The organism is Nocardioides nematodiphilus (genome assembly GCF_020216525.1).
GTDB classification, from domain to species: Bacteria; Actinomycetota; Actinomycetes; order Propionibacteriales; family Nocardioidaceae; genus Nocardioides; species Nocardioides nematodiphilus.
On the sequence record NZ_JAIWOY010000006.1, the window covers coordinates 55,931 to 74,815 of the forward strand.

Annotated in this window: 16 protein-coding genes; all 16 read left to right on the forward strand. The window is 70.1% G+C overall.

Annotated elements, in window-relative coordinates; genetic code table 11:
* Positions 1 to 109 precede the first annotated feature (109 nt).
* The 16 genes from KSO98_RS11540 (at position 110) to KSO98_RS11615 (ending at position 18,807) form a co-directional block, all read left to right on the forward strand.
* Entirely contained in the window at positions 110 to 1,336 is a 1,227-nt protein-coding gene (locus KSO98_RS11540) for an MFS transporter (protein ID WP_225285739.1), read from the forward strand.
* 81 nt (positions 1,337 to 1,417) lie between these two features.
* A complete protein-coding gene (gene trpS / locus KSO98_RS11545) occupies positions 1,418 to 2,458 on the forward strand; it encodes a tryptophan--tRNA ligase (protein WP_225285740.1) in 1,041 nt (346 codons plus the stop codon).
* Positions 2,459 to 2,468: 10 nt separating this feature from the next.
* Complete coding sequence (locus tag KSO98_RS11550; RefSeq protein WP_225285741.1) at positions 2,469 to 2,993, forward strand: 2'-5' RNA ligase family protein; 525 nt, start codon at positions 2,469 to 2,471, stop codon at positions 2,991 to 2,993.
* Between the two features lie 19 nt (positions 2,994 to 3,012).
* On the forward strand, positions 3,013 to 4,053 hold the full coding sequence (locus KSO98_RS11555; RefSeq protein WP_225285742.1) for a YihY/virulence factor BrkB family protein: 1,041 nt from the start codon (positions 3,013 to 3,015) through the stop codon (positions 4,051 to 4,053).
* Between the two features lie 99 nt (positions 4,054 to 4,152).
* On the forward strand, positions 4,153 to 5,166 hold the full coding sequence (locus KSO98_RS11560; RefSeq protein ID WP_225285743.1) for a LacI family DNA-binding transcriptional regulator: 1,014 nt from the start codon (positions 4,153 to 4,155) through the stop codon (positions 5,164 to 5,166).
* A gap of 134 nt (positions 5,167 to 5,300) precedes the next feature.
* Entirely contained in the window at positions 5,301 to 6,878 is a 1,578-nt protein-coding gene (locus KSO98_RS11565) for a xylulokinase (RefSeq protein ID WP_225285744.1), read from the forward strand.
* A 43-nt stretch (positions 6,879 to 6,921) separates the two neighbouring features.
* On the forward strand, positions 6,922 to 7,617 hold the full coding sequence (locus KSO98_RS11570; RefSeq protein ID WP_372457779.1) for an L-ribulose-5-phosphate 4-epimerase: 696 nt from the start codon (positions 6,922 to 6,924) through the stop codon (positions 7,615 to 7,617).
* A gap of 40 nt (positions 7,618 to 7,657) precedes the next feature.
* A complete protein-coding gene (gene araA / locus KSO98_RS11575; protein ID WP_225285745.1) occupies positions 7,658 to 9,169 on the forward strand; it encodes an L-arabinose isomerase in 1,512 nt (503 codons plus the stop codon).
* Positions 9,170 to 9,259: 90 nt separating this feature from the next.
* Positions 9,260 to 10,279, forward strand: a complete 1,020-nt coding sequence (locus tag KSO98_RS11580) for a LacI family DNA-binding transcriptional regulator (protein WP_225285746.1) — start codon at positions 9,260 to 9,262, stop codon at positions 10,277 to 10,279.
* A 128-nt stretch (positions 10,280 to 10,407) separates the two neighbouring features.
* Positions 10,408 to 11,694: an ABC transporter substrate-binding protein gene (locus KSO98_RS11585; protein ID WP_225285747.1), complete on the forward strand. Its 1,287-nt coding sequence runs from the start codon at positions 10,408 to 10,410 to the stop codon at positions 11,692 to 11,694.
* A 198-nt stretch (positions 11,695 to 11,892) separates the two neighbouring features.
* Entirely contained in the window at positions 11,893 to 12,735 is an 843-nt protein-coding gene (locus KSO98_RS11590; RefSeq protein WP_225285748.1) for a carbohydrate ABC transporter permease, read from the forward strand.
* Positions 12,732 to 13,604, forward strand: a complete 873-nt coding sequence (locus tag KSO98_RS11595; RefSeq protein ID WP_225285749.1) for a carbohydrate ABC transporter permease — start codon at positions 12,732 to 12,734, stop codon at positions 13,602 to 13,604. Before KSO98_RS11590 ends, KSO98_RS11595 begins: the two co-directional genes overlap by 4 nt.
* Positions 13,604 to 14,860, forward strand: coding sequence for a family 1 glycosylhydrolase (locus KSO98_RS11600; RefSeq protein WP_225285750.1), 1,257 nt, complete (start codon positions 13,604 to 13,606; stop codon positions 14,858 to 14,860). The genes KSO98_RS11595 and KSO98_RS11600 overlap by 1 nt, the downstream gene beginning before the upstream one ends.
* A gap of 55 nt (positions 14,861 to 14,915) precedes the next feature.
* Positions 14,916 to 16,439 carry an arabinosylfuranosidase ArfA gene (arfA, locus tag KSO98_RS11605; RefSeq protein WP_225285751.1) on the forward strand — a complete coding sequence of 508 codons (1,524 nt, stop codon included), beginning with the start codon at positions 14,916 to 14,918 and terminating at the stop codon, positions 16,437 to 16,439.
* A gap of 190 nt (positions 16,440 to 16,629) precedes the next feature.
* Positions 16,630 to 17,652 (forward strand): LacI family DNA-binding transcriptional regulator, encoded by a 1,023-nt coding sequence (locus KSO98_RS11610; protein ID WP_225285752.1) that lies wholly within the window; start codon positions 16,630 to 16,632, stop codon positions 17,650 to 17,652.
* A gap of 117 nt (positions 17,653 to 17,769) precedes the next feature.
* Positions 17,770 to 18,807: a LacI family DNA-binding transcriptional regulator gene (locus KSO98_RS11615; protein WP_225285753.1), complete on the forward strand. Its 1,038-nt coding sequence runs from the start codon at positions 17,770 to 17,772 to the stop codon at positions 18,805 to 18,807.
* The last annotated feature ends 78 nt before the right edge of the window (positions 18,808 to 18,885 follow it).

Sequence of the window (18,885 nt, forward strand, 5' to 3'; positions counted from 1 at the left end):
GCCGGGGCCGCCCCGGCCCCACGGAATAGGCCATCGGCGCGGACAGTTGGACACTGGGTCCATCCCCTTTACCCGGGAGCACCCCACCCAGCCGAGCGAGAGCGAGCCGATGACCGCCCCTGTCACCACGTCCGAGGCGACCGAGGCACAGGCCAAGGGCAGCGGCATGGGGATGGCCGCGCTCGCGCTGGCCATCGGCGGCTTCGCCATCGGGACGACCGAGTTCCAGACGATGGGGATCCTCCCGGAGGTCGCGCACGGTGTGCACGTCTCGGTCCCGCACGCCGGCCAGCTGATCTCGGCGTACGCCGTGGGCGTCGTGGTCGGCGTGCCGATCCTGAGCCTCTTCGGCGCCGGCCTGCCCCGCAAGGGCCTGCTGATCGCGCTGATGGCCACGTACGGCGTCTTCAACCTCTTCAGCGCCGTGGCCGCCTCGTTCGGGCAGCTCTTCTGGGCGCGTTTCCTCGACGGCCTGCCGCACGGCGCCTACTTCGGCGTCGCCTCGCTGGTGGCGGCCTCGCTCGCCGACCCGAAGCATCGCGGGCGCGCTGTCGCCCGAGTGATGCTCGGGCTGTCGATCGCCAACGTCATCGGCGTCCCGGCCAGCACCTGGCTGGGGCAGCACGCGGGCTGGCGCGCGCCGTTCGCCGTCTCCGCGGTGCTCGCCGCGATCACGGTGGCGATGATCGCCCGCTTCGTGCCGCGCATCCCGGCGACCGAGGGCGCCACCGCGAAGAAGGAGGCGAAGTCCTTCTTCACCAACACCCAGGTCTGGCTGACCATGGTCGCCGCCGCGCTCGGCTTCGGCGGCCTCTTCGCGACCTACACCTACATCGCCAAGACCGTCACCACCGTCGCGCACCTCGCGTCGGGGTGGACCCCGTTCTATGTCCTCGGGTACGGCCTCGGCATGGTGGCCGGCACCTGGCTGGCCGGCGAGCTGATGCGCTGGTCGGTGGTCCGCGCGCTCTACTACTTCAGCATCGCGAGCGTCGCGATGATGCTGGTCTTCTACGTCTCCGCCCCGCGCGGCGTGCTGTTGTGGCCGGTGGTCTTCCTGGTCGCCCTGGTCGGCTCGATCGTGGCGACCGCGATGCAGGTCCGGCTGATGGACGTCTCGGAGGACGCCGTCACCCTCGGTGCCGCGATGATGCACGCCGCCCTCAACGTCGCCAACGCGATGGGTGCGTGGGTTGGCGCGGTCGTGATCGACGCCGGCTTCTCGTACCGGGCTCCGGCCCTCGCCGGTGCCGGCATGGCGATCGTTGGCGTCGTGATCCTGACGGTCAGCATGCAGCTGCACCGCAGCGCCGGACGGGCACGCGCCGGCGCCTGACCCTCGCGCAGCGCCTGTCTGTGGCCTGACCCACGTGAACCGAGTGTGAGCCGGGCCGGGTCCTAGGTCAGAATGGACCCCATGTCCGACAGCGCCACCTCGGGGGCAGCCCCCGCCGCGCGGCCGCGGGTCCTCTCCGGGATCCAGCCGACCGCCGACTCGTACACCCTGGGTAACTATCTCGGAGCGGTACGGCAGTGGGTGGCGCTCCAGGACGAGTTCGAGCCGTTCTTCTTCATCGCCGATCTGCACGCCCTCACCGTCGAGCAGGACCCGAAGGTGCTGCGCGAGCGCACCTACGTCGCCGTCGCGCAGCTGCTCGCCGCGGGCGTCGACCCCGAGCGCAGCGCGATCTTCGTGCAGTCGCACCTGCCCGAGCACGCTGAGCTCGGCTGGATCATGCAGACCATCACCGGCTTCGGTGAGGCCCGCCGGATGACCCAGTTCAAGGACAAGTCCGCCAAGGGTGGCGAGGGCGCGGCGTCGGTCGGCCTCTTCGCGTACCCGATGCTGATGGCCGCCGACATCCTGCTCTACCGCCCGCAGTACGTCCCGGTGGGCGAGGACCAGCGCCAGCACCTCGAGCTCGCCCGCGACCTGGCGGGCCGCTTCAACAGCCGCTACAAGAAGACCTTCCGCCTCCCGGAGCCGTACATCCTCAAGGAGACCGCGAAGATCTACGACCTGCAGGACCCGACCAGCAAGATGTCGAAGTCGGCCTCGTCGCCGAACGGCCTGGTCAGCCTGCTCGACGACCCCAAGGTCACCGCCAAGAAGATCCGATCCGCGGTCACCGACTCGGGCTCCGAGGTCCGCTACGACCCGGAGGAGAAGCCGGGCGTCTCCAACCTGCTCACCATCTACTCCGCGCTGACGGGGGAGTCCTTCGAGACGCTCGAGCAGAAGTACGCCGGCTCCGGCTACGGCGCCTTCAAGGGCGACCTCGCCGAGGTGATGGTGGAGTTCGTGACGCCGTTCCGCGACCGGACGCTCGCTCTCATGGCTGACAAGGCCCACCTCGACCGGGTGCTCGCCGACGGTGCCGGCAAGGCACGCGCCGTCGCCTCGCGGACCCTGGCCGACGCGTACGACCGGGTCGGCCTCGTGCCGGCGGCCCGCTAGGGTCGCACGCATGCGGACGATCGGCGTGGCCATCCCGATCCCGGAACCCTGGGGCGAGCAGCTCCAGGCATTCCGGGAGGAGCTCGGTGACCCGATGGCCGGCCACATCCCGCCGCACATCACCCTGGTGCCTCCGGTCGACCTCGCCGGCGACCTGGCCGACGAGGTGCTGACCCACCTGGAGTCGGCCGCCGCCGCGGTCGCGCCGTTCGAGGTGCACCTGCGCGGCACGGCGACCTTCCGTCCGCTGTCGCCGGTCGTGTTCCTCGCCCTCGCCGAGGGCATCTCGGGGTGCGAGCAGCTCGAGCGGCGGGTGCGCAGCGGCCTGCTCGGCGTCGATCTCAACTATCCGTACCACCCGCACGTCACCGTGGCCCACGAGGTCGGCGACGAGCTCCTCGACCGGGCCTTCGACGAGCTCGCCGGCTTCGAGGCGCGCTTCACGGTCGACTCGTTCACCGTCTACGTGCACACCGAGGCCGATGGCTGGGTACCAGGCCGTACGTTCACCCTGCAGGCTGTCCCAAGCCGCTGACGGACCCCGACGGAGACTGATGCCTTCCCTCAAGGAGCGGGTCAGCGCACGGATCGAGGAGATCCGCGCCGAGCGCCCCTGGGTGGACCACGTGGTCCGGATGCAGGAGCACTACGGCAAGGTCGGGGCCTCGCAGCAGGCCGGCGCGGCGACGTACTTCGCCTTCCTGTCGTTCTTCCCGATCCTGGCGCTCGCGTTCTTCGTCGTCGGCTGGATCGGGAACGTCTGGCCGGGCGCCACCGGCAACCTGCACACCGCGATCGACAACGTCCTGCCGGGGCTGATCGGCAAGGGCGACGGCCAGATCAAGATGAAGGAGATCCAGGACGCCGCCGGAGCGCTGGGGATCTTCGGTCTGTTCGGTGTTCTCTACGCCGGACTCGGCTGGCTCTCCTCGCTGCGCTCCGCCCTCGAGGTGGTCTTCGAGACCCCCGCCCGCGAGATGCCCAACTTCGTCTTCGGCAAGCTGCGCGACCTGGTCACCCTGGTGGTGCTGGGCGTGGTGCTGATGCTCGCCGTGGCGGTGACCGGCTTCGTCGCCGGCTTCTCCGACGACGTGCTGTCGTGGGTGGGCCTGGGCGCGCAGCTCGGCTGGCTGCTCACCGCGCTGACGGTCGTCTTCGGGCTGGCGGCCAACGCGCTGCTCTTCTGGGCGATGTTCACCCTCCTGGCGCGCCCGCACCTCGAGCAGCGCTCGCTGTGGCAGGGCGCCGCGCTCGGCGCCGTCGGCTTCGAGATCCTCAAGCAGCTCTCCACGTTGCTGCTCGGTGCCGCCCGCGGCCAGCCGGCGTTCCAGGCTTTCGGCATCTCGCTGATCCTGCTGGTCTGGATCAACTACTTCTCCCGGGTCACGCTCTACGCCGCCGCGTACGCCGTCACCGCGGAGCCCGCCGAGGTCGCGGAGGCGCCGCCGGTGCAGGGGCCGCAGTCGCCGCCTGTGGCCGAGCGCGCGCCGTCGGTACGGGAGGTCACCGAGCGCCCGGTGGCCTTCGCCATCGGCGCGGTGGCCGGGGTGGCGGGCGCGTTGTTCGCCGTGCGCCGGCGCGGACGCGCGGACTAGCCGCGAGGCGCTCCGGACCGACCTCCTTCGCTCCCGGCCAGCACCCGAGCTCGTACCTCGCTCTCGCTGCCGCTCGCCGGGTCGTCTAGCCTGCGCGTCATGAACGAGCGCGCCCGCCCACCGCGGATGGAGGACGTCGCCGCGGTCGCGGGCGTGTCGCACCAGACGGTCTCCCGCGTCCTCAACGGCTCACCGGGCGTGCGGCCCGAGACCAAGGAGCGGGTCGAGGCGGCGATCGCCACGCTCGGCTACCGCCGCAACCTGGCCGCCAAGATGCTCGCCTCGGCCCGCTCCCAGTCCGTCGGCGTGATCACCTGGGGCACTGCGCAGTTCGGCCCGGCGCAGGTCCTGCTCGGCCTGGAAGCAGCCGCCCGGAACTCGTCGTACCGCCTCGAGCTGGTCAACGTCGACTCGGTCTCACCGGACGTCTTCCACCTCGCGGTCCGCCAGCTCCAGGAGCGGGCGATCGAGGCGCTGGTGGTGATCGTGCCGCATGAGGCCGTCCTCGCCGAGGCCCAGAGCCTCACCCTGGACATCCCCGTCCTGGTCGTGGAGGGCGATCTCGCGCGCACGCCGCTGACCGCGGGGGTCGACAACGTCCAGGGCGCCCGGCTGGCGACGCGCCACCTGCTCGAGCTCGGTCACGACACCGTCCACCACCTCGCCGGTCCCGCCGGATGGGCCGAGGCCCGGGCGCGCATCGAGGGCTGGCAGGCCGAGCTCGCGGCGTGGGGTCGACCGGTGCCGGAGCTGGGCTGGGCGGGTGACTGGAGCGCGCAGAGCGGGTACGACATCGGGCAGGCACTGGCGGCCGAGCGCGACGTCAGCGCCGTCTTCGTCGCCAACGACCAGATGGCCCTCGGCGCGATGCGCGCCTTGCACGAGGCCGGCCGCGTGGTCCCGGACGAGCTCAGCATCGTCGGCTTCGACGACCTGCCCGAGGCCCGCTTCTTCATCCCCTCCCTGACCACGGTCCGCCAGGACTTCACCGAGCTCGGGCGCCGGGTGATGACGGTGCTCGCCCGCGTCCTCGACCACGGCGAGAGACCCAGCGCCGAGCTCGTGCCGACCGAGCTGGCGGTGCGCGAGTCGAGCGCTGCGCCCCGCGACTAGCGCGGGCGACACGCCGGTCGCGGCCGCGAGGTGACGCGGGCGCCGGGGGAGGGCGCTTGCCACCCGTCGGTGTGTTAGCGCTAACATACGTGTCTGTCGTCACAGGGCGGCAGGACACGGATGGAGCCGGACGCGTGGCACAGCAGCAGGTGGCGGATCTCGCCGAGGGCCGGACGGCGCTCGGCATCGAGCTGGGCTCGACCCGGATCAAGGCGTGCCTGATCGGCGCCGACCACGGGGTCCTCGCCACGGGCAGCTCGGCCTGGGAGAACCAGCTCGTCGACGGCCACTGGACCTACTCCCTCGACGCCGTCTGGGACGGCCTGCGCGCGGCGGTCGCCGACCTCCTCGCCGAGGTGGAGCGCCAGTACGGCACCCGGCCCGTCGTCGGGGCGCTCGGCGTCTCGGCGATGATGCACGGCTACCTCGCCTTCGACGCCGCCGGCGAGCTGCTGACGCCGTTCCGCACCTGGCGCGACACCACCACCGGCGCGGCCGCCGCGGAGCTGACCGAGCTCTTCGAGCAGAACATCCCGCTGCGCTGGTCGATCGCCCACCACCGCCAGGCGATGCTCGACCAAGAGCCGCACGTCGCCCGGATCGCGCACCTGACCACCCTCGCCGGCTACGTCCACTGGCAGCTCACCGGCGAGCGCGTCCTCGGCGTCGGCGACGCCTCCGGGATGTTCCCCATCGACCCCGCGACCGGCACGTACGACGCCGATCTGGTGGCTCGCTTCGACAAGCTGACCGGCTCCGGCGCCCTCGCCGACCTGCTGCCGGAGGTCCTTCCTGCGGGTGCGAGCGCCGGCACGCTGACGGAGGCGGGGGCGCAGCGGCTCGACCCGACCGGCGTGCTGGGTGCGGGCATCGTGTGCTGCCCGCCGGAGGGCGACGCCGGCACCGGCATGGTGGCGACCAACTCGGTCGCCCCGCGCACCGGCAACGTCAGCGCCGGCACCAGCACGTTCGCGATGATCGTGCTCGAGCGGGCGCTGCGCGAGGTCCACCACGAGATCGACGTGGTCACCACGCCGGCCGGCGACCCGGTCGCGATGGTGCACTGCAACAACGGCGCCAGCGAGCTCGGTGCCTGGGCGGGCGTCTTCGGCCAGTTCGCGGCGGCGGCTGGCGCCACGGTCTCCGACGACGACGTCTTCGCGGCCCTGCTCGGCGCGGCCGCTGACGGCGAGCCGGACGCGGGCGGCCTGCTCGCGTACAACTTCCTCTCCGGCGAGCCCGTCGCCGGGCTTCTCGAGGGTCGTCCGATGGTGGTCCGCACCCCCACCAGCCGGCTCACCCTGGCCAACTTCGCCCGCGCGCAGGTCTACGGCGTCTTCGCGGCGCTCGCGCTCGGCATGAAGGTGCTCACCCGTGAGGGCGTCGAGGTCGACGCGATGTTCGCCCACGGCGGGATCTTCCGTACGGAGGGCGTCGCGCAGCGCGCCCTGGCCGCCGCGCTCGACGTGCCGGTGACCATCGGCGAGACCGCCGCCGAGGGCGGGGCGTGGGGCATCGCGGTGCTCGCCGAGTACGTCCGCACCGGCGCTGAGAAGCCGTTGGCGCAGCACCTCGACGAGACCGTCTTCGCCGGCGCCGTCATCAGCGTCGCCGCCCCCGAGCCCGGCGAGGTCGCCGGGTTCGCCGCCTACCTCGACCGCTTCGTCGCGGGCCTGCCGGCCGAGCAGGCCGCGGCCGCGGCGATCAACTGATCCCCCGACGCCACCCCGTCACCAGCCCAGCCAGGAGAAGCACATGCCCGTCCCCGCCGCCATGCGCGCCGCCGTCGAGGCCGCCAAGGCCAACGTCGCCGCGCTCCACGACGAGCTGCCCCGCTGGGAGCTGGTCGTGTGGACCGCCGGCAACGTCTCGGAGCGCGTCCGCAACGAGGAGGTCGCCGACGGCTCCGCGGACCTGTTCGTGATCAAGCCGTCGGGCGTCTCCTACGACGAGCTCGACGCCGACGCGATCGTGGTGTGCGACCTCGAGGGCAACCTCGTCGAGGGCGGCCGCAACCCGTCCTCGGACACCGCCGCGCACGCGTACGTCTACCAGCACATGTCCCACGTCGGCGGCGTCGTCCACACCCACTCCACGTACGCCGCGGCCTGGGCCGCGCGCGGCGAGGAGATCCCCTGCGTGCTGACGATGATGGCCGACGAGTTCGGCGGACCGGTCCCCGTCGGGCCGTTCGCGATCATCGGCGACGACTCGATCGGGCGCGGGATCGTGGAGACCCTCAGCGGCCACCGCAGCCCCGCCGTGCTGATGCAGAACCACGGCCCGTTCACCATCGGCCCTACCCCGAAGGCAGCGGTCAAGGCCGCCGTCCTGCTCGAGGAGGTCGCCCGCGCGGTGCACATCTCGCGCCAGCTCGGCGACCCGCTGCCGATCCCGCAGGAGTCGATCGACGCCCTGTACGACCGTTACCAGAACGTCTACGGCCGCTGACGGCGGCAGACCACCCCGATCCCACAAGGAGACGCAGCACATGTCGAAGGCCTACGCCGATCGCGAGATCTGGTTCTTCACCGGTAGCCAGGAGCTTTACGGCCCCGAGACCCTGGAGCAGGTCGCCCAGCAGTCGCAGGAGGTCGCGGCCACGCTCGACGCCGCCGACGGCGTCCCGGCGAAGATCGTCTGGAAGCCGGTCCTCAAGGACTCCGCCTCCATCCGGCGCGCGATGCTCGACGCCAACGCCGACGACAACGTCCTCGGCGTGATCACCTGGATGCACACCTTCAGCCCGGCCAAGATGTGGATCGCCGGCCTCGACGCGCTGCGCAAGCCGCTGCTGCACCTGCACACCCAGGCCAACGTCGAGCTGCCCTGGGACAGCATCGACTTCGACTTCATGAACCTCAACCAGGCCGCCCACGGCGACCGGGAGTACGCCTACATCGCCGCGCGTCTGGGCGTCTCGCGCACCACCGTCGTGGGTCACGTCAGCAACCCGGTCGTGCAGCGCCGCGTCGCCACCTGGATCCGTGGCGCCGCCGGCTGGGCAGCCACCCACGAGCTCAAGCTGGCCCGCTTCGGCGACAACATGCGCAACGTCGCGGTCACCGAGGGCGACAAGACCGAGGCCGAGCTGCGCTTCGGCGTCTCGGTCAACACCTGGGGCGTCAACGACCTCGTCGCGGCTGTCGACGCCGTCGCCGAGAGCGACATCGACGCGCTCGTCGCGGAGTACGAGGAGCTGTACGACGTCGTCCCCGAGCTGCGCCGTGGCGCCGACCGGCACGAGTCGCTGCGCTACGCGGCCCGCCAGGAGATCGCCCTCGAGACGTTCCTGACCTCGGTCGGCGCGATGGCCTTCACCACCAACTTCGAGGACCTCGGCGACCTGCGCCAGCTCCCGGGCCTGGCGGTGCAGCGACTCATGTCGAAGGGCTACGGCTTCGGCGCCGAGGGCGACTGGAAGACCGCCGTCCTGGTCCGTGCCGCCAAGGTGATGGGCGCCGGCCTGCCCGGCGGCGCCTCCCTGATGGAGGACTACACCTACGACCTCACCCCCGGCGAAGAGGTCATCCTCGGCGCGCACATGCTCGAGATCTGCCCCTCGCTGACCACCGCGAAGCCGCGCGTGGAGATCCACCCGCTCGGCATCGGCGGCAAGGAGGACCCCGTACGGATGGTCTTCGACGCCGATTCGATCGAGGGCGCCGTCGTCGTCTCCCTGGCGGACATGCGCGACCGCTTCCGGATGACCGCCAACGTCGTCGACATCGTGCCGCCCACCGCGCCGCTGCCGAACCTCCCGGTCGCCCGCGCGGTCTGGAAGCCGCGCCCGTCCTTCGACGTCTCGGCCGAGGCCTGGCTGACCGCCGGGGGAGCGCACCACACCGTGCTGTCGACCGCCGCCGGCGTCGAGGCGTTCGAGGTCTTCGCCGACATCGCTCGCGTCGAGCTGCTCGTCATCGACGAGAACACCACCCGCCGCGGCTTCGCCGACCAGGTCCGCTGGAACGCCGCCTACCACCGCCTCGCCCAGGGGCTGTGACACTCCGCTGTCGCCGGGGCCCGGACGGGGCCCTGGCGACAGCGACCCGGGCATCGCTCTAGCATCGGGGCTCGGCGAGCAGGAGGTGGGATGGGCATCACGCTGCGCGATGTCGCCCGCCATGCGGGCGTCTCGATCAAGACCGTTTCCAACGTCGTACACGACTACCAGTTCGTGCGGCCGGAAACCCGTCAGCGCGTGCAGGAGGCGATCGAGCTACTCGGGTATACGCCCAACGTCGCCGCCCGCAACCTGCGCTCCGGCAGGACCGGCGTCATCGGTCTCGCGGTCCCCGAGCTGAGCTTCAGCTACTTCGCCGAGCTCGCGGACGCGGTGCTGCTCGCCGCGCGCAAGCGGAACTACGTCGTGCTGGTGGAGCAGACCGGTGGCGAGCGGGAGGCCGAGATCGCGCTGCTCAGCGGCCCCCGCGTCTCCATGCTCGACGGCATCCTCTTCTCTCCGCTCGGTCTCTCGTCCGAGGATGGCGACCTGCTCAAGGTGGACTACCCGCTGGTGCTCCTGGGGGAGCGGGTCTTCGACGGTCCGACCGACCACGTGACGCTGCAGAACGTCGAAGGTGCCGTCGCCGCCACGCGCCACCTCCTGCAGCTCGGCCGCCGTCGCGTCGCGGTCATCGGCGCCCACCGCGACGAGCGCGTGGGTTCCGCGGCGTTGCGTCTCGAGGGCTACCGACAGGCGCTCGCCGGCGCGGGCGTCGCCTTCGACGAGGAGCTCGTGGTCTACCGCGAAGGGTGGCACCGACTCGACGGCGCGGCGGCGATCGAGGAGCTGCTTTCCCGCGGCATCGGGTTCGACGCGATCTTCGCCCTCAACGACGAGCTCGCCCTCGGCGCCCTGCGAGCGCTGCACGTCGCGGGTCGAGCGGTCCCGCAGGAGGTGGCGGTCGTCGGCTTCGACAACCTGGTCGAGGGACAGTTCGCGCTGCCGAGCCTGAGCACCGTCGACCCCGGCCGCACGCTGATCGCCGAGCGCGCGGTCGAGGCACTCATCGAGCGGATCAACGACGTCGACGGGAGCATCGGAGGACCGCGACTCATCGAGGCGCCGTACCGCCTGGTGCCGCGCGAGTCGGCCGCCACCAGCGCGTGATCCCAACGATTCCGATGTGACCGTTGACACAGGCGGGCGCTGACGTCTATCTTCGTTTACAACGTTGAATACAACGTTGGAAATTCTGCGGACCGGCCCGGGCCGGAAGCACCAGGAAAGGGCATCTCATGAAGAAGGTCATGCTGCCGCTGGCGGTCGCCGCCAGTGCTGTGCTCGCACTTTCGGCCTGCTCGGGATCCGGCAGCGACAACACGAGTGCGGCTGGCGGCGACGGAGCCTCCAAGCACGTCAGCCTCACGTTCTGGCACGGCTACACGGAGGCCGACGGCAAGGTCCTCGACCAGATCGTCGACGACTTCAACAAGTCGCAGGACCAGGTCACGATCACCGACGTCACCAAGACGTGGGCCGACATCGGCGACACGCTGCTGACCTCCCTCTCGGCCAAGACCGGCCCCGATCTCGTCGCCCTGCCGGCGGAGAATCTGCCGATCTACGCCTCCAAGGGTGCCTTCCAGAAGCTCGACGACTTCTACGACTCCGACGAGACCAAGGGCGCCTCGCTCAACGAGCAGGCTGTCTCGATGGAGAAGGTAGATGGCAGCTACTACGGCGTTCCGACCGGCTTCGTGCCCCTCTCGGTGATCTACAACAAGAAGCTCTTCGCTGCAGCCGGCATCTCGGCGTTCCCGACGACCTGGGACGAGTGGGTCGCGGACGCCAAGAAGCTGACCAAGGACGCCGACGGGGACGGTACGCCCGAGCAGTACGGGCTGGCCCTGCCGGACCACGCGACCGTCGGCAACGGTGTGTGGCCCAGCCTCTTCTACGGCGGCGGAGGCGGCCTGGTCGATGACTCGGGCCACTCGGTCATCGACTCGGACGCCAACGTGAAGACGCTGACCTACTGGGCGGACGCGGTGCGCAAGGACCACATCTCCCCGACCGGTCTCGACGGGGTGAAGTCGGACGGGCTCTTCAGCTCCGGCAAGGCCGCGATGGAGATCGGCGGCCCGTGGATGGCCGGGGTCGCCGCGGACAACAAGATCGACTACGGCATCGCGGGGGTCCCAGGGGGATCCGCGGGCCCGGCCGCGAGCGCGATCGGCATCTCCGCCGGTGTGACCGTCCAGGCGGATGCCGACCAGAAGGCGGCGGCGGAGAAGTTCTTCGCCTACTTCTTCTCCCAGGACGTCGCGACGAAGTGGTCGCTCGGCTCGGGCTGGCCGCCGCTGCGCACGGACATCCCGGCCTCCGCGGTCTCGAGCAACCCGGTGGTCAAGGCGCTGACCGGCATCGCCGGCACGGCCCGCCCGCTGCTGCCCGGCGTCGCCAACAGCGTCGATGTGCTCGCGGCTGTCGACGAGGCGACCCAGAAGGCGCTCACCGGCGGCGACCCGGCCGAGCTGTTGAAGGCCGCTTCGGCCACGGCAAGCCAGGCGCTCTCCGAGTAATCCGACCAGCACCACCCGTGATCGGGAGGGCGGCCGCTGACGCGGCGGACGCCCTCCCGCCATGACCTAGACGAGGCAGAGATGACGACGATGAGCCCCACGCGGACGAGGCGCTACCGCCCACCGCGACAGCTCGGTGGGAAGGGGCCAGCGGCACGCCGCGGCTCCCACGGCCAAGGCCGGCTGGCAGCAGTCTTCATGCTCCCGGCCCTAGTGATCCTGGGGGCGTTCGTCTTCTGGCCGATGCTGGCGGCGCTGCGCCTCTCCTTCACCGAGAGCAGCGGATTCGGGCCGAGCCGCTGGGTCGGCCTGGCCAACTACTCGACGATCTTCCACGACCCGAAGATCCTCAAGACGCTCGGCATCACCGCCATGTACGCGGTCATGTTCACACCGACCGCGATCATCGTGGCGCTTCTCTTCGCCCTCGTCCTGACGAACAAGGCGCTGATCGGTCGGGGCGCGTTCCGCACCGCCCTCTTCCTTCCCTTCATCGTGTCGATGGCCGTCGCGGCCTTCGCCTGGTCCTACCTGCTCGACCCGCAGCTCGGACTGCTCAACTACTGGCTGTCGAACGTCGGCATCCACCTGGGCAATGTTCTGCAGGACCCGAGGCTCGCGCTGCCGACGGTGGTCGTGGTCGCGGTCTGGAAGAGCTTCGGCTTCTACATGGTCGTCTTCATCGCCGGTCTCCAGCAGATCCCGGAGGACCTGTACGAGGCCGCGCGGATCGACGGCGCCGGCCGCTGGCGTCGCTTCGTCTACGTGACGGTGCCCCAGCTGTCCACCACCTTCGCCTTCGTGGTCGTCTTCGCCACCATCGCAGCGCTCCAGGCCTTCGACCAGATCTACGTGATGACCGGCGGCGGGCCCTACCGGCACACCCAGACGGTCGTCGCGGAGATCTACAGCCAGGGCTTCAAGAAGCTCGACCTCGGCCTGGCCTCCGCCATCTCCTACGTACTGCTGTTGATCACCCTCGTGCTGAGCCTGGTTCAGTTCCGGTTCTTCGGCCGCCATGAGAAGGACGTCGTCGGATGAGCGCCGCCATCGCCGCCACCATGCCGCGGGCCCAGCACCGGGCCAGCCTGCGCAAGCGCCTGGGCCGCGTCGGCTTCTCCGCTGCCGTGCTCGTCCTGGCCGCCATCGTGCTGCTGCCGTGCATCATCATCGTGCTGACCGCCTTCAAGCCGGTCGCCGAGGTCAACGCGCATCCGCCGACGCTCGCGCCACACCACTGGACCCTGGACAACTTCCGCGCGATCTTCAGCGACCTGCCGTTCAAGCGGCTCTTCCTCAACAGCTTCCTGTTCGCCGGCGGCGTCACGCTGTTCGCGCTGATCTTCGATGCGTTGGCGGCGTACGCCCTGGCGCGGCTCGACTTCCGCGGCAACCGCCTGCTGCTCGTCGTGATCGTCGCGAGTCTGATGATCCCGTTCCAGGCCACGCTGATCCCCGTCTATCAGCTGGTCGCGCACCTCGGCTGGGTCAACAGCATCCAGGGGATGATCGCGCCCCGTGCCGCGGACGCCTTCGGCATCTTCTTCCTGCGGCAGTTCTTCATCTCGCTCCCGCGGGATCTGGACAACGCGGCACGGATCGACGGGGCCTCGGAGTTCCGGGTCTTCTGGAACATCGTGCTGCCCAACGCGATGCCGGCCCTGCTCACCCTCGGCATCTTCACGTTCATCAACAACTGGAACGACCTGCTCTGGCCACTGGTCTTCATCACGGATCCGAAGCTGGCGACCGTCACCTCCGGCCTGACGATGCTGACCGGTCCGAGCGGCATCGTCCCCTTCGGCACCATGATGGCCGGGTCGCTGGTCGCCGTCGCGCCGCTCGCGGTGATCTTCCTGATCGTGCAGCGCCGCTTCGTCGAGTCCATCGCCACGACAGGGATCAAGTGATGACCGCCTCCTGGCAGCAGAGCTGGCTGACCGACGGTCGGCTCCACTTCGCCCTCGGCATCGAGGACACCTTCGTGCCGCAGAGCCGACCGGGGGAGCGGGCGATCGACGAGTACGAGCTGACGGAGCACTACCAGCGCTTCGCCTCCGACTTCGAGCTCGCCGCAAGCGTCGGTGCGGAGCTGTTGCGGTGGGGGATCCCCTGGTACCGGCTGACCCCCGAGCAGGGATCCTGGTCATGGGACTGGACCGACCGGGCGCTCGACGCGATGGTCGCGCACGGCATCGAGCCCATCATCGACCTCGTCCACTACGGCACCCCGACCTGGTTGGAGGGTGGCTTCGCGCACCCGGACTATCCCCAGCACGTCGAGGAGTACGCGGCTCGGGTCAGCGAGCGCTACTCCGGCCTCGCCCGGGCCTACACCCCGGTCAACGAGCCCGTGATCCACGCGCTCTTCTGCGGCGAGTACTCCTACTGGCCGCCGTACCTGACGGGGCGAGAGGGATTCGCGACGATCGCGACCAACCTCGCGCGCGGCTTCGTCCGTTCGCAGCGCGCCATCGCGGCGAACCTCGGCGACGACGCGATCCTCGTGCACGTCGAGGCCGCGATGGACTTCATCGGCGACGACGCTGCTCCCGAGCACCGCGAGGAGGCCGAGCGACTTCGCCAGCAGGTCTACCTGGTCGAGGATCTCGTCACCGGGCGCGTCGACGCGGACCATCCGCTGCGTGCGTCGCTGACGCTCGCCGGCGTGAGCGATGACGACCTCCGCTGGTTCGCCGACCACGCGGTCCGGCCGGACGTGATGGGTGTGAACTACTACCCGCGCCACTCCGTGGAGCTGTTCGAGCCCGGGGTGCGCCACGCCGGCGGCTTCGCTGACCCACGACCGAGCGTGGACGGCGGCACCGAGGCCCTCGAACGCGCGATGCGACGGTTCGCCGAGCGCTACGGCGCCCCGGTCATGCTCACCGAGACCTGCGTGACCGGCACCCGGGCCGAGCGGATCGCCTGGCTGGATGCGTCGGTCGCCGCCATGGACCGGCTGCGCGCCGACGGTCTGCCAGTCGTCGGCTACACCTGGTGGCCGCTCTTCGACATGTACGAGTGGACCTGGCGCCACACCACCGCACCCCGCCACGAGCACCTGCTGACCATGGGTCTCCACGACCTCGTCGAGAGCCCCGAGGGCCTGCTCCGCGTCCCTCATCTCGTGGCTGACCGGTTCCGTGCCCATGCCAGCCGCTGACCCGATTCCCACAACCGTCCCCGTGCACCCGCACCCGACCACCGAAGCGGAGACCATGTACCAGGCACGCCTCAGCCTTCAGCCCCAGCGGGCCGTCGGCCCCATCAACCCCCGACTCTTCGGCTCCTTCATCGAGCATCTCGGCCGCGCCGTCTACGACGGCATCTACGAGCCGGGGCACCCCACGGCCGATGCGCTCGGGTTCCGCCAGGACGTCGTCGAGCTCGTCAAGGAGCTCGGTGTCACGACCATCCGCTACCCCGGCGGCAACTTCGTCTCGGGCTTCCGCTGGGAGGACAGCGTCGGACCGGTCGAGGACCGGCCCACGCGTCTCGACCTCGCCTGGCACTCGACCGAGACCAACGAGGTGGGACTTCACGAGTTCCAGCAGTGGATCGACCAGGTGGACGGCGAGCTGATGCTCGCGGTCAACCTCGGCACCCGCGGCACCATGGAGGCGCTCGAGCTGCTCGAGTACACGAACCTGGCCGCTGGCACGGCGCTGGCGCGGCGTCGGATCGAGAACGGCCGCGTCGAGCCTTTCGACGTCCGCATCTGGTGCCTCGGCAACGAGATGGACGGCCCCTGGCAGCTGGGTCACCGCTCGGCGGACGACTACGGCAAGCTCGCGGCGCAGACCGGTCGCGCCATGAAGGCGTTCGACCCCACCCTCGAGCTGGTCGCCTGCGGCTCGTCGAGCTCTTCGATGCCGACCTTCGGTACCTGGGAGCGGACGGTCCTGCGGCACAGCTACGACTGCGTCGACTACATCTCCTGCCACGCCTACTACGAGAACAAGGGTGACCTGGCCAGCTTCCTGGCCTCCGGCGTCGACATGGATCGCTTCATCCTCGAGGTGACCGCCGCGGCCGACGAGATCAAGGCGGAGATCGGCAGCGACAAGACGGTCAACATCTCCTTCGACGAATGGAACGTCTGGTACAATACGCGCTTCGAGAACGTCGACAAGATCACCGGCGTCGACAACTGGCCGGTCGCACCCCGGCTGCTCGAGGACGTCTACTCGGTGGCGGACGCCGTCGTCGTCGGTGGGCTGCTGATCAGCCTGCTGCGGCACGCGGACCGCGTCACCAGCGCTTCGCTGGCACAGCTGGTCAACGTGATCGCGCCCATCATGACCGAGCCCGGCGGACCGGCCTGGCGGCAGACGACCTTCTTCCCGTTCGCCGAGGCCGCGCGCTTCGGTCGCGGCGTCAGCCTCGACGTCGAGCTCAAGTCCGACAGCTACGAGACGACCGAGTACGGAGCCGTCGGTGTGATCGACGCCGCAGCGAGCTTCGAGGAGTCGGACGGCTCGTACACCGTGTTCGCGGTCAACCGCGATCCGAGCGGGATCGCTGCACTGGTGATCGACCTGCCCGTCGGCGACTTCGAGGTGACCGCCTCGACGCTGCACGACAGTGACGTCGAAGCGGCGAACACACTGGCCGAGCCGCATCGGGTGCAGCCCGCACCGAACGTCACGGCCCAGATCGACGGCTCGACCCTCACCGTCGAGCTTCCCCCGGTGTCGTGGAGCCACCTTCGGCTCACCCCCCGAGGTTCCCTATCGGCCTGAGGGGTGCATCAATCACCGAGAGGAGCAGGTGGATGTGCGCGTGTGAGGTGCGGAGCCTGCACTCCGTCGGTGGCGGCTGCCAACACCAACGGCACCACGGCTCTCGGCATCGCAGCGGCGTCCCAACAGACGCCACTAGGCTTCGGCGACAGCGGCCGAGCACGGTTCGCATGAACAGAGGGAGTGTCCGGTGCCGGTGACGATGCGGGAGGTCGCGGCCGAGGCGGGCGTCTCGATCAAGACGGTCTCCAATGTCGTCAACGACTACCCCCACGTGCGCCCGGAGATGCGGGCGCGCGTCGAGCAGGCGATCCTCAAGCTCGGCTATCGGGTCAATGTGACCGCGCGCAACCTCCGTCAGGGACGCACGGGACTGATCGGCCTCGCGGTCTCCGAGATCTCGTTGCCCTACTTCGCCGAGCTCGCGGACGCCGTCATCCGCGCCGGGCAGGAACACGGAGTCGACGTCCTCATCGAGCAGACCGCAGCGGTCCGCGACCGCGAGATCGAGGCGCTCACCGGCGCCCGTCGTCAGATGACCGACGGGCTGATCTTCTCGCCGCTCGGGCTCGGCTCGGACGAACAGGATCTCCTCGAGGTCGACTACCCCCTGGTCCTGCTCGGCGAGCGGATCTTCGACGCACCGGTCGACCACGTCACGATGAGCAACGTCGTGGCCTCGCGGGCAGCGACCGAGCACCTCATCAGCCTGGGCCGTCGCCGAATCGCGGTGCTCGGGGCTCATCCCTGGGAACAGATGGACACCGCCGTCCTCCGTGTCCGCGGCTACCGGGAGGCGCTGGACGCCGCCGGGATCCCGTTCGACCCGGCGCTGATCCGCTCGGTCAAGCTGTGGCACCGTGAGACAGGCGCTCGGTTGATCGACGAGATGGTCTCCGAGGGCGTCGGCTTCGACGCTGTCTTCGCCCTCAACGACGCCCTCAGCATCGGTGCCTTGAGGGCGCTGTACCTGCACGGCATGCGGGTCCCGGAGGACGTCGCGATCATCGGCTTCGACGACGTACAGGATGCTGCGTACACCACCCCGTCCCTCAGCACCGTCTCTCCGGGCACCGCGGAGATCGCTGAGACGGCGGTGACCATGCTGATGGAGCGCATCGCAGGCAACGGGCCGACTCAGCCGAGGTACGTCGAGGCGGCCTTCCAGGTCATTCCGCGCGAGTCGACACTCGGGCGCCTCGGACCGGCGTGAAATGATTCGGATCAGCCCTGCCGGACGCGTCGCGGTTCCCGCCCTGCTAGAACGAGAAGCCGGGCGCCCTTTCCGCTAGTGTTGTCGAACCGATTCGAGGCGATGCAGGAGGTAGTCATGGTGACGATCGGCGATGTCGCCAAGGCGGCAGGCGTCTCGCGCAGCACCGCCTCGTACGCGCTCTCCGGCAAGCGAGCGATCTCCGACGAGGTCCGGCTGCGGGTCGAGGACGCGGTCAAGAACCTCGGCTACACCCCGAACGCGGGCGCCCGTGCGTTGGCGACGTCGCAGACGATGGTGCTCGCGCTGCTCGCCCAGTTCCTGCCCGACGAGTTCGCGCCGGCGATGCTGCAATACATCATGGGCGTCTCCGACACCGCGCGCGAGCTCGGCTACGACATCCTGCTGGTCACCGACGAGGAGCAGACGAAAGCGATCGAGCGGATCACCCGGTCCCGCATGGTCGATGGCGTGGTCATGCTCAATGTCGCCGAGACCGACGAGCGCCTGCCCCTGCTCCGCGCGGCGCGGCAGCCGGCCGCCCTGGTCGGGCTGCCGCACGACTGCACCGGCGTCGACGTCTTCGACCTCGACTTCGAGGAGGCCGGCCGGATGATGGTCGAGCACCTCCACCGGCTGGGCCACCGCGAGCTGATCCTCATCTCCCAGCCCGAGCACGTCCTGGAGCGTGGTGGAGCGTACGTCTGGCGGCTGCAGGATGCCGCCGTCGAGCAGGCCAGGGTCCGTGGGATCGTGCTCCACACCGCGTTCGGCTCGGCCCAACAGCCGGAGATCGGCCAGGAGATCAACGACCTGCTCGACGCCCACCCCGCCGCGACCGGGCTGCTGATCAACAACGAGGCCGCCGTCGCCGCGCTGCCGTCCGTGCTGCACGAGCGCGGGCTCACCTCGCCCGAGGATCTGTCCGTGATCGGGCGCTACTCCGCCGAGTTCGCCCGGACCTTCTCGCTGCCGTTCTCCTTCGTCGAGGGCGCGCCCGACCGGCTCGGCCGGATGGCCGTCCGGCAGCTGGTCAAGCGCATCGAGAGCACCTCGGCCGCCAAGGAGCCGCACGTCGTCCGCCTCCTCTCGCCCGAGATCGCCGACCGGGGGAGCACGGGCGCTCCGCCGGCGGACCGGCACCGCCGCCGCTGAGCCTGGGCAGCGCCGAGCGGTTGGTTCGAAGATTTAGCGAACCGATTCGACGATCACCTCTTGACATCGGGTTCGTGA

Bases quoted from the DNA above. Each gene is read 5' to 3' on its own strand.
- KSO98_RS11540 (WP_225285739.1), top strand. From the start codon at position 110: ATGACCGCCCCTGTCACCACGTCCGAGGCGACCGAGGCACAGGCCAAG.
- trpS (WP_225285740.1), top strand. From the start codon at position 1,418: ATGTCCGACAGCGCCACCTCGGGGGCAGCCCCCGCCGCGCGGCCGCGG.
- KSO98_RS11550 (WP_225285741.1), top strand. From the start codon at position 2,469: ATGCGGACGATCGGCGTGGCCATCCCGATCCCGGAACCCTGGGGCGAG.
- KSO98_RS11555 (WP_225285742.1), top strand. From the start codon at position 3,013: ATGCCTTCCCTCAAGGAGCGGGTCAGCGCACGGATCGAGGAGATCCGC.
- KSO98_RS11560 (WP_225285743.1), top strand. From the start codon at position 4,153: ATGAACGAGCGCGCCCGCCCACCGCGGATGGAGGACGTCGCCGCGGTC.
- KSO98_RS11570 (WP_372457779.1), top strand. From the start codon at position 6,922: ATGCCCGTCCCCGCCGCCATGCGCGCCGCCGTCGAGGCCGCCAAGGCC.
- araA (WP_225285745.1), top strand. From the start codon at position 7,658: ATGTCGAAGGCCTACGCCGATCGCGAGATCTGGTTCTTCACCGGTAGC.
- KSO98_RS11580 (WP_225285746.1), top strand. From the start codon at position 9,260: ATGGGCATCACGCTGCGCGATGTCGCCCGCCATGCGGGCGTCTCGATC.
- KSO98_RS11585 (WP_225285747.1), top strand. From the start codon at position 10,408: ATGAAGAAGGTCATGCTGCCGCTGGCGGTCGCCGCCAGTGCTGTGCTC.
- KSO98_RS11590 (WP_225285748.1), top strand. From the start codon at position 11,893: ATGCTCCCGGCCCTAGTGATCCTGGGGGCGTTCGTCTTCTGGCCGATG.
- KSO98_RS11595 (WP_225285749.1), top strand. From the start codon at position 12,732: ATGAGCGCCGCCATCGCCGCCACCATGCCGCGGGCCCAGCACCGGGCC.
- KSO98_RS11600 (WP_225285750.1), top strand. From the start codon at position 13,604: ATGACCGCCTCCTGGCAGCAGAGCTGGCTGACCGACGGTCGGCTCCAC.
- arfA (WP_225285751.1), top strand. From the start codon at position 14,916: ATGTACCAGGCACGCCTCAGCCTTCAGCCCCAGCGGGCCGTCGGCCCC.
- KSO98_RS11615 (WP_225285753.1), top strand. From the start codon at position 17,770: ATGGTGACGATCGGCGATGTCGCCAAGGCGGCAGGCGTCTCGCGCAGC.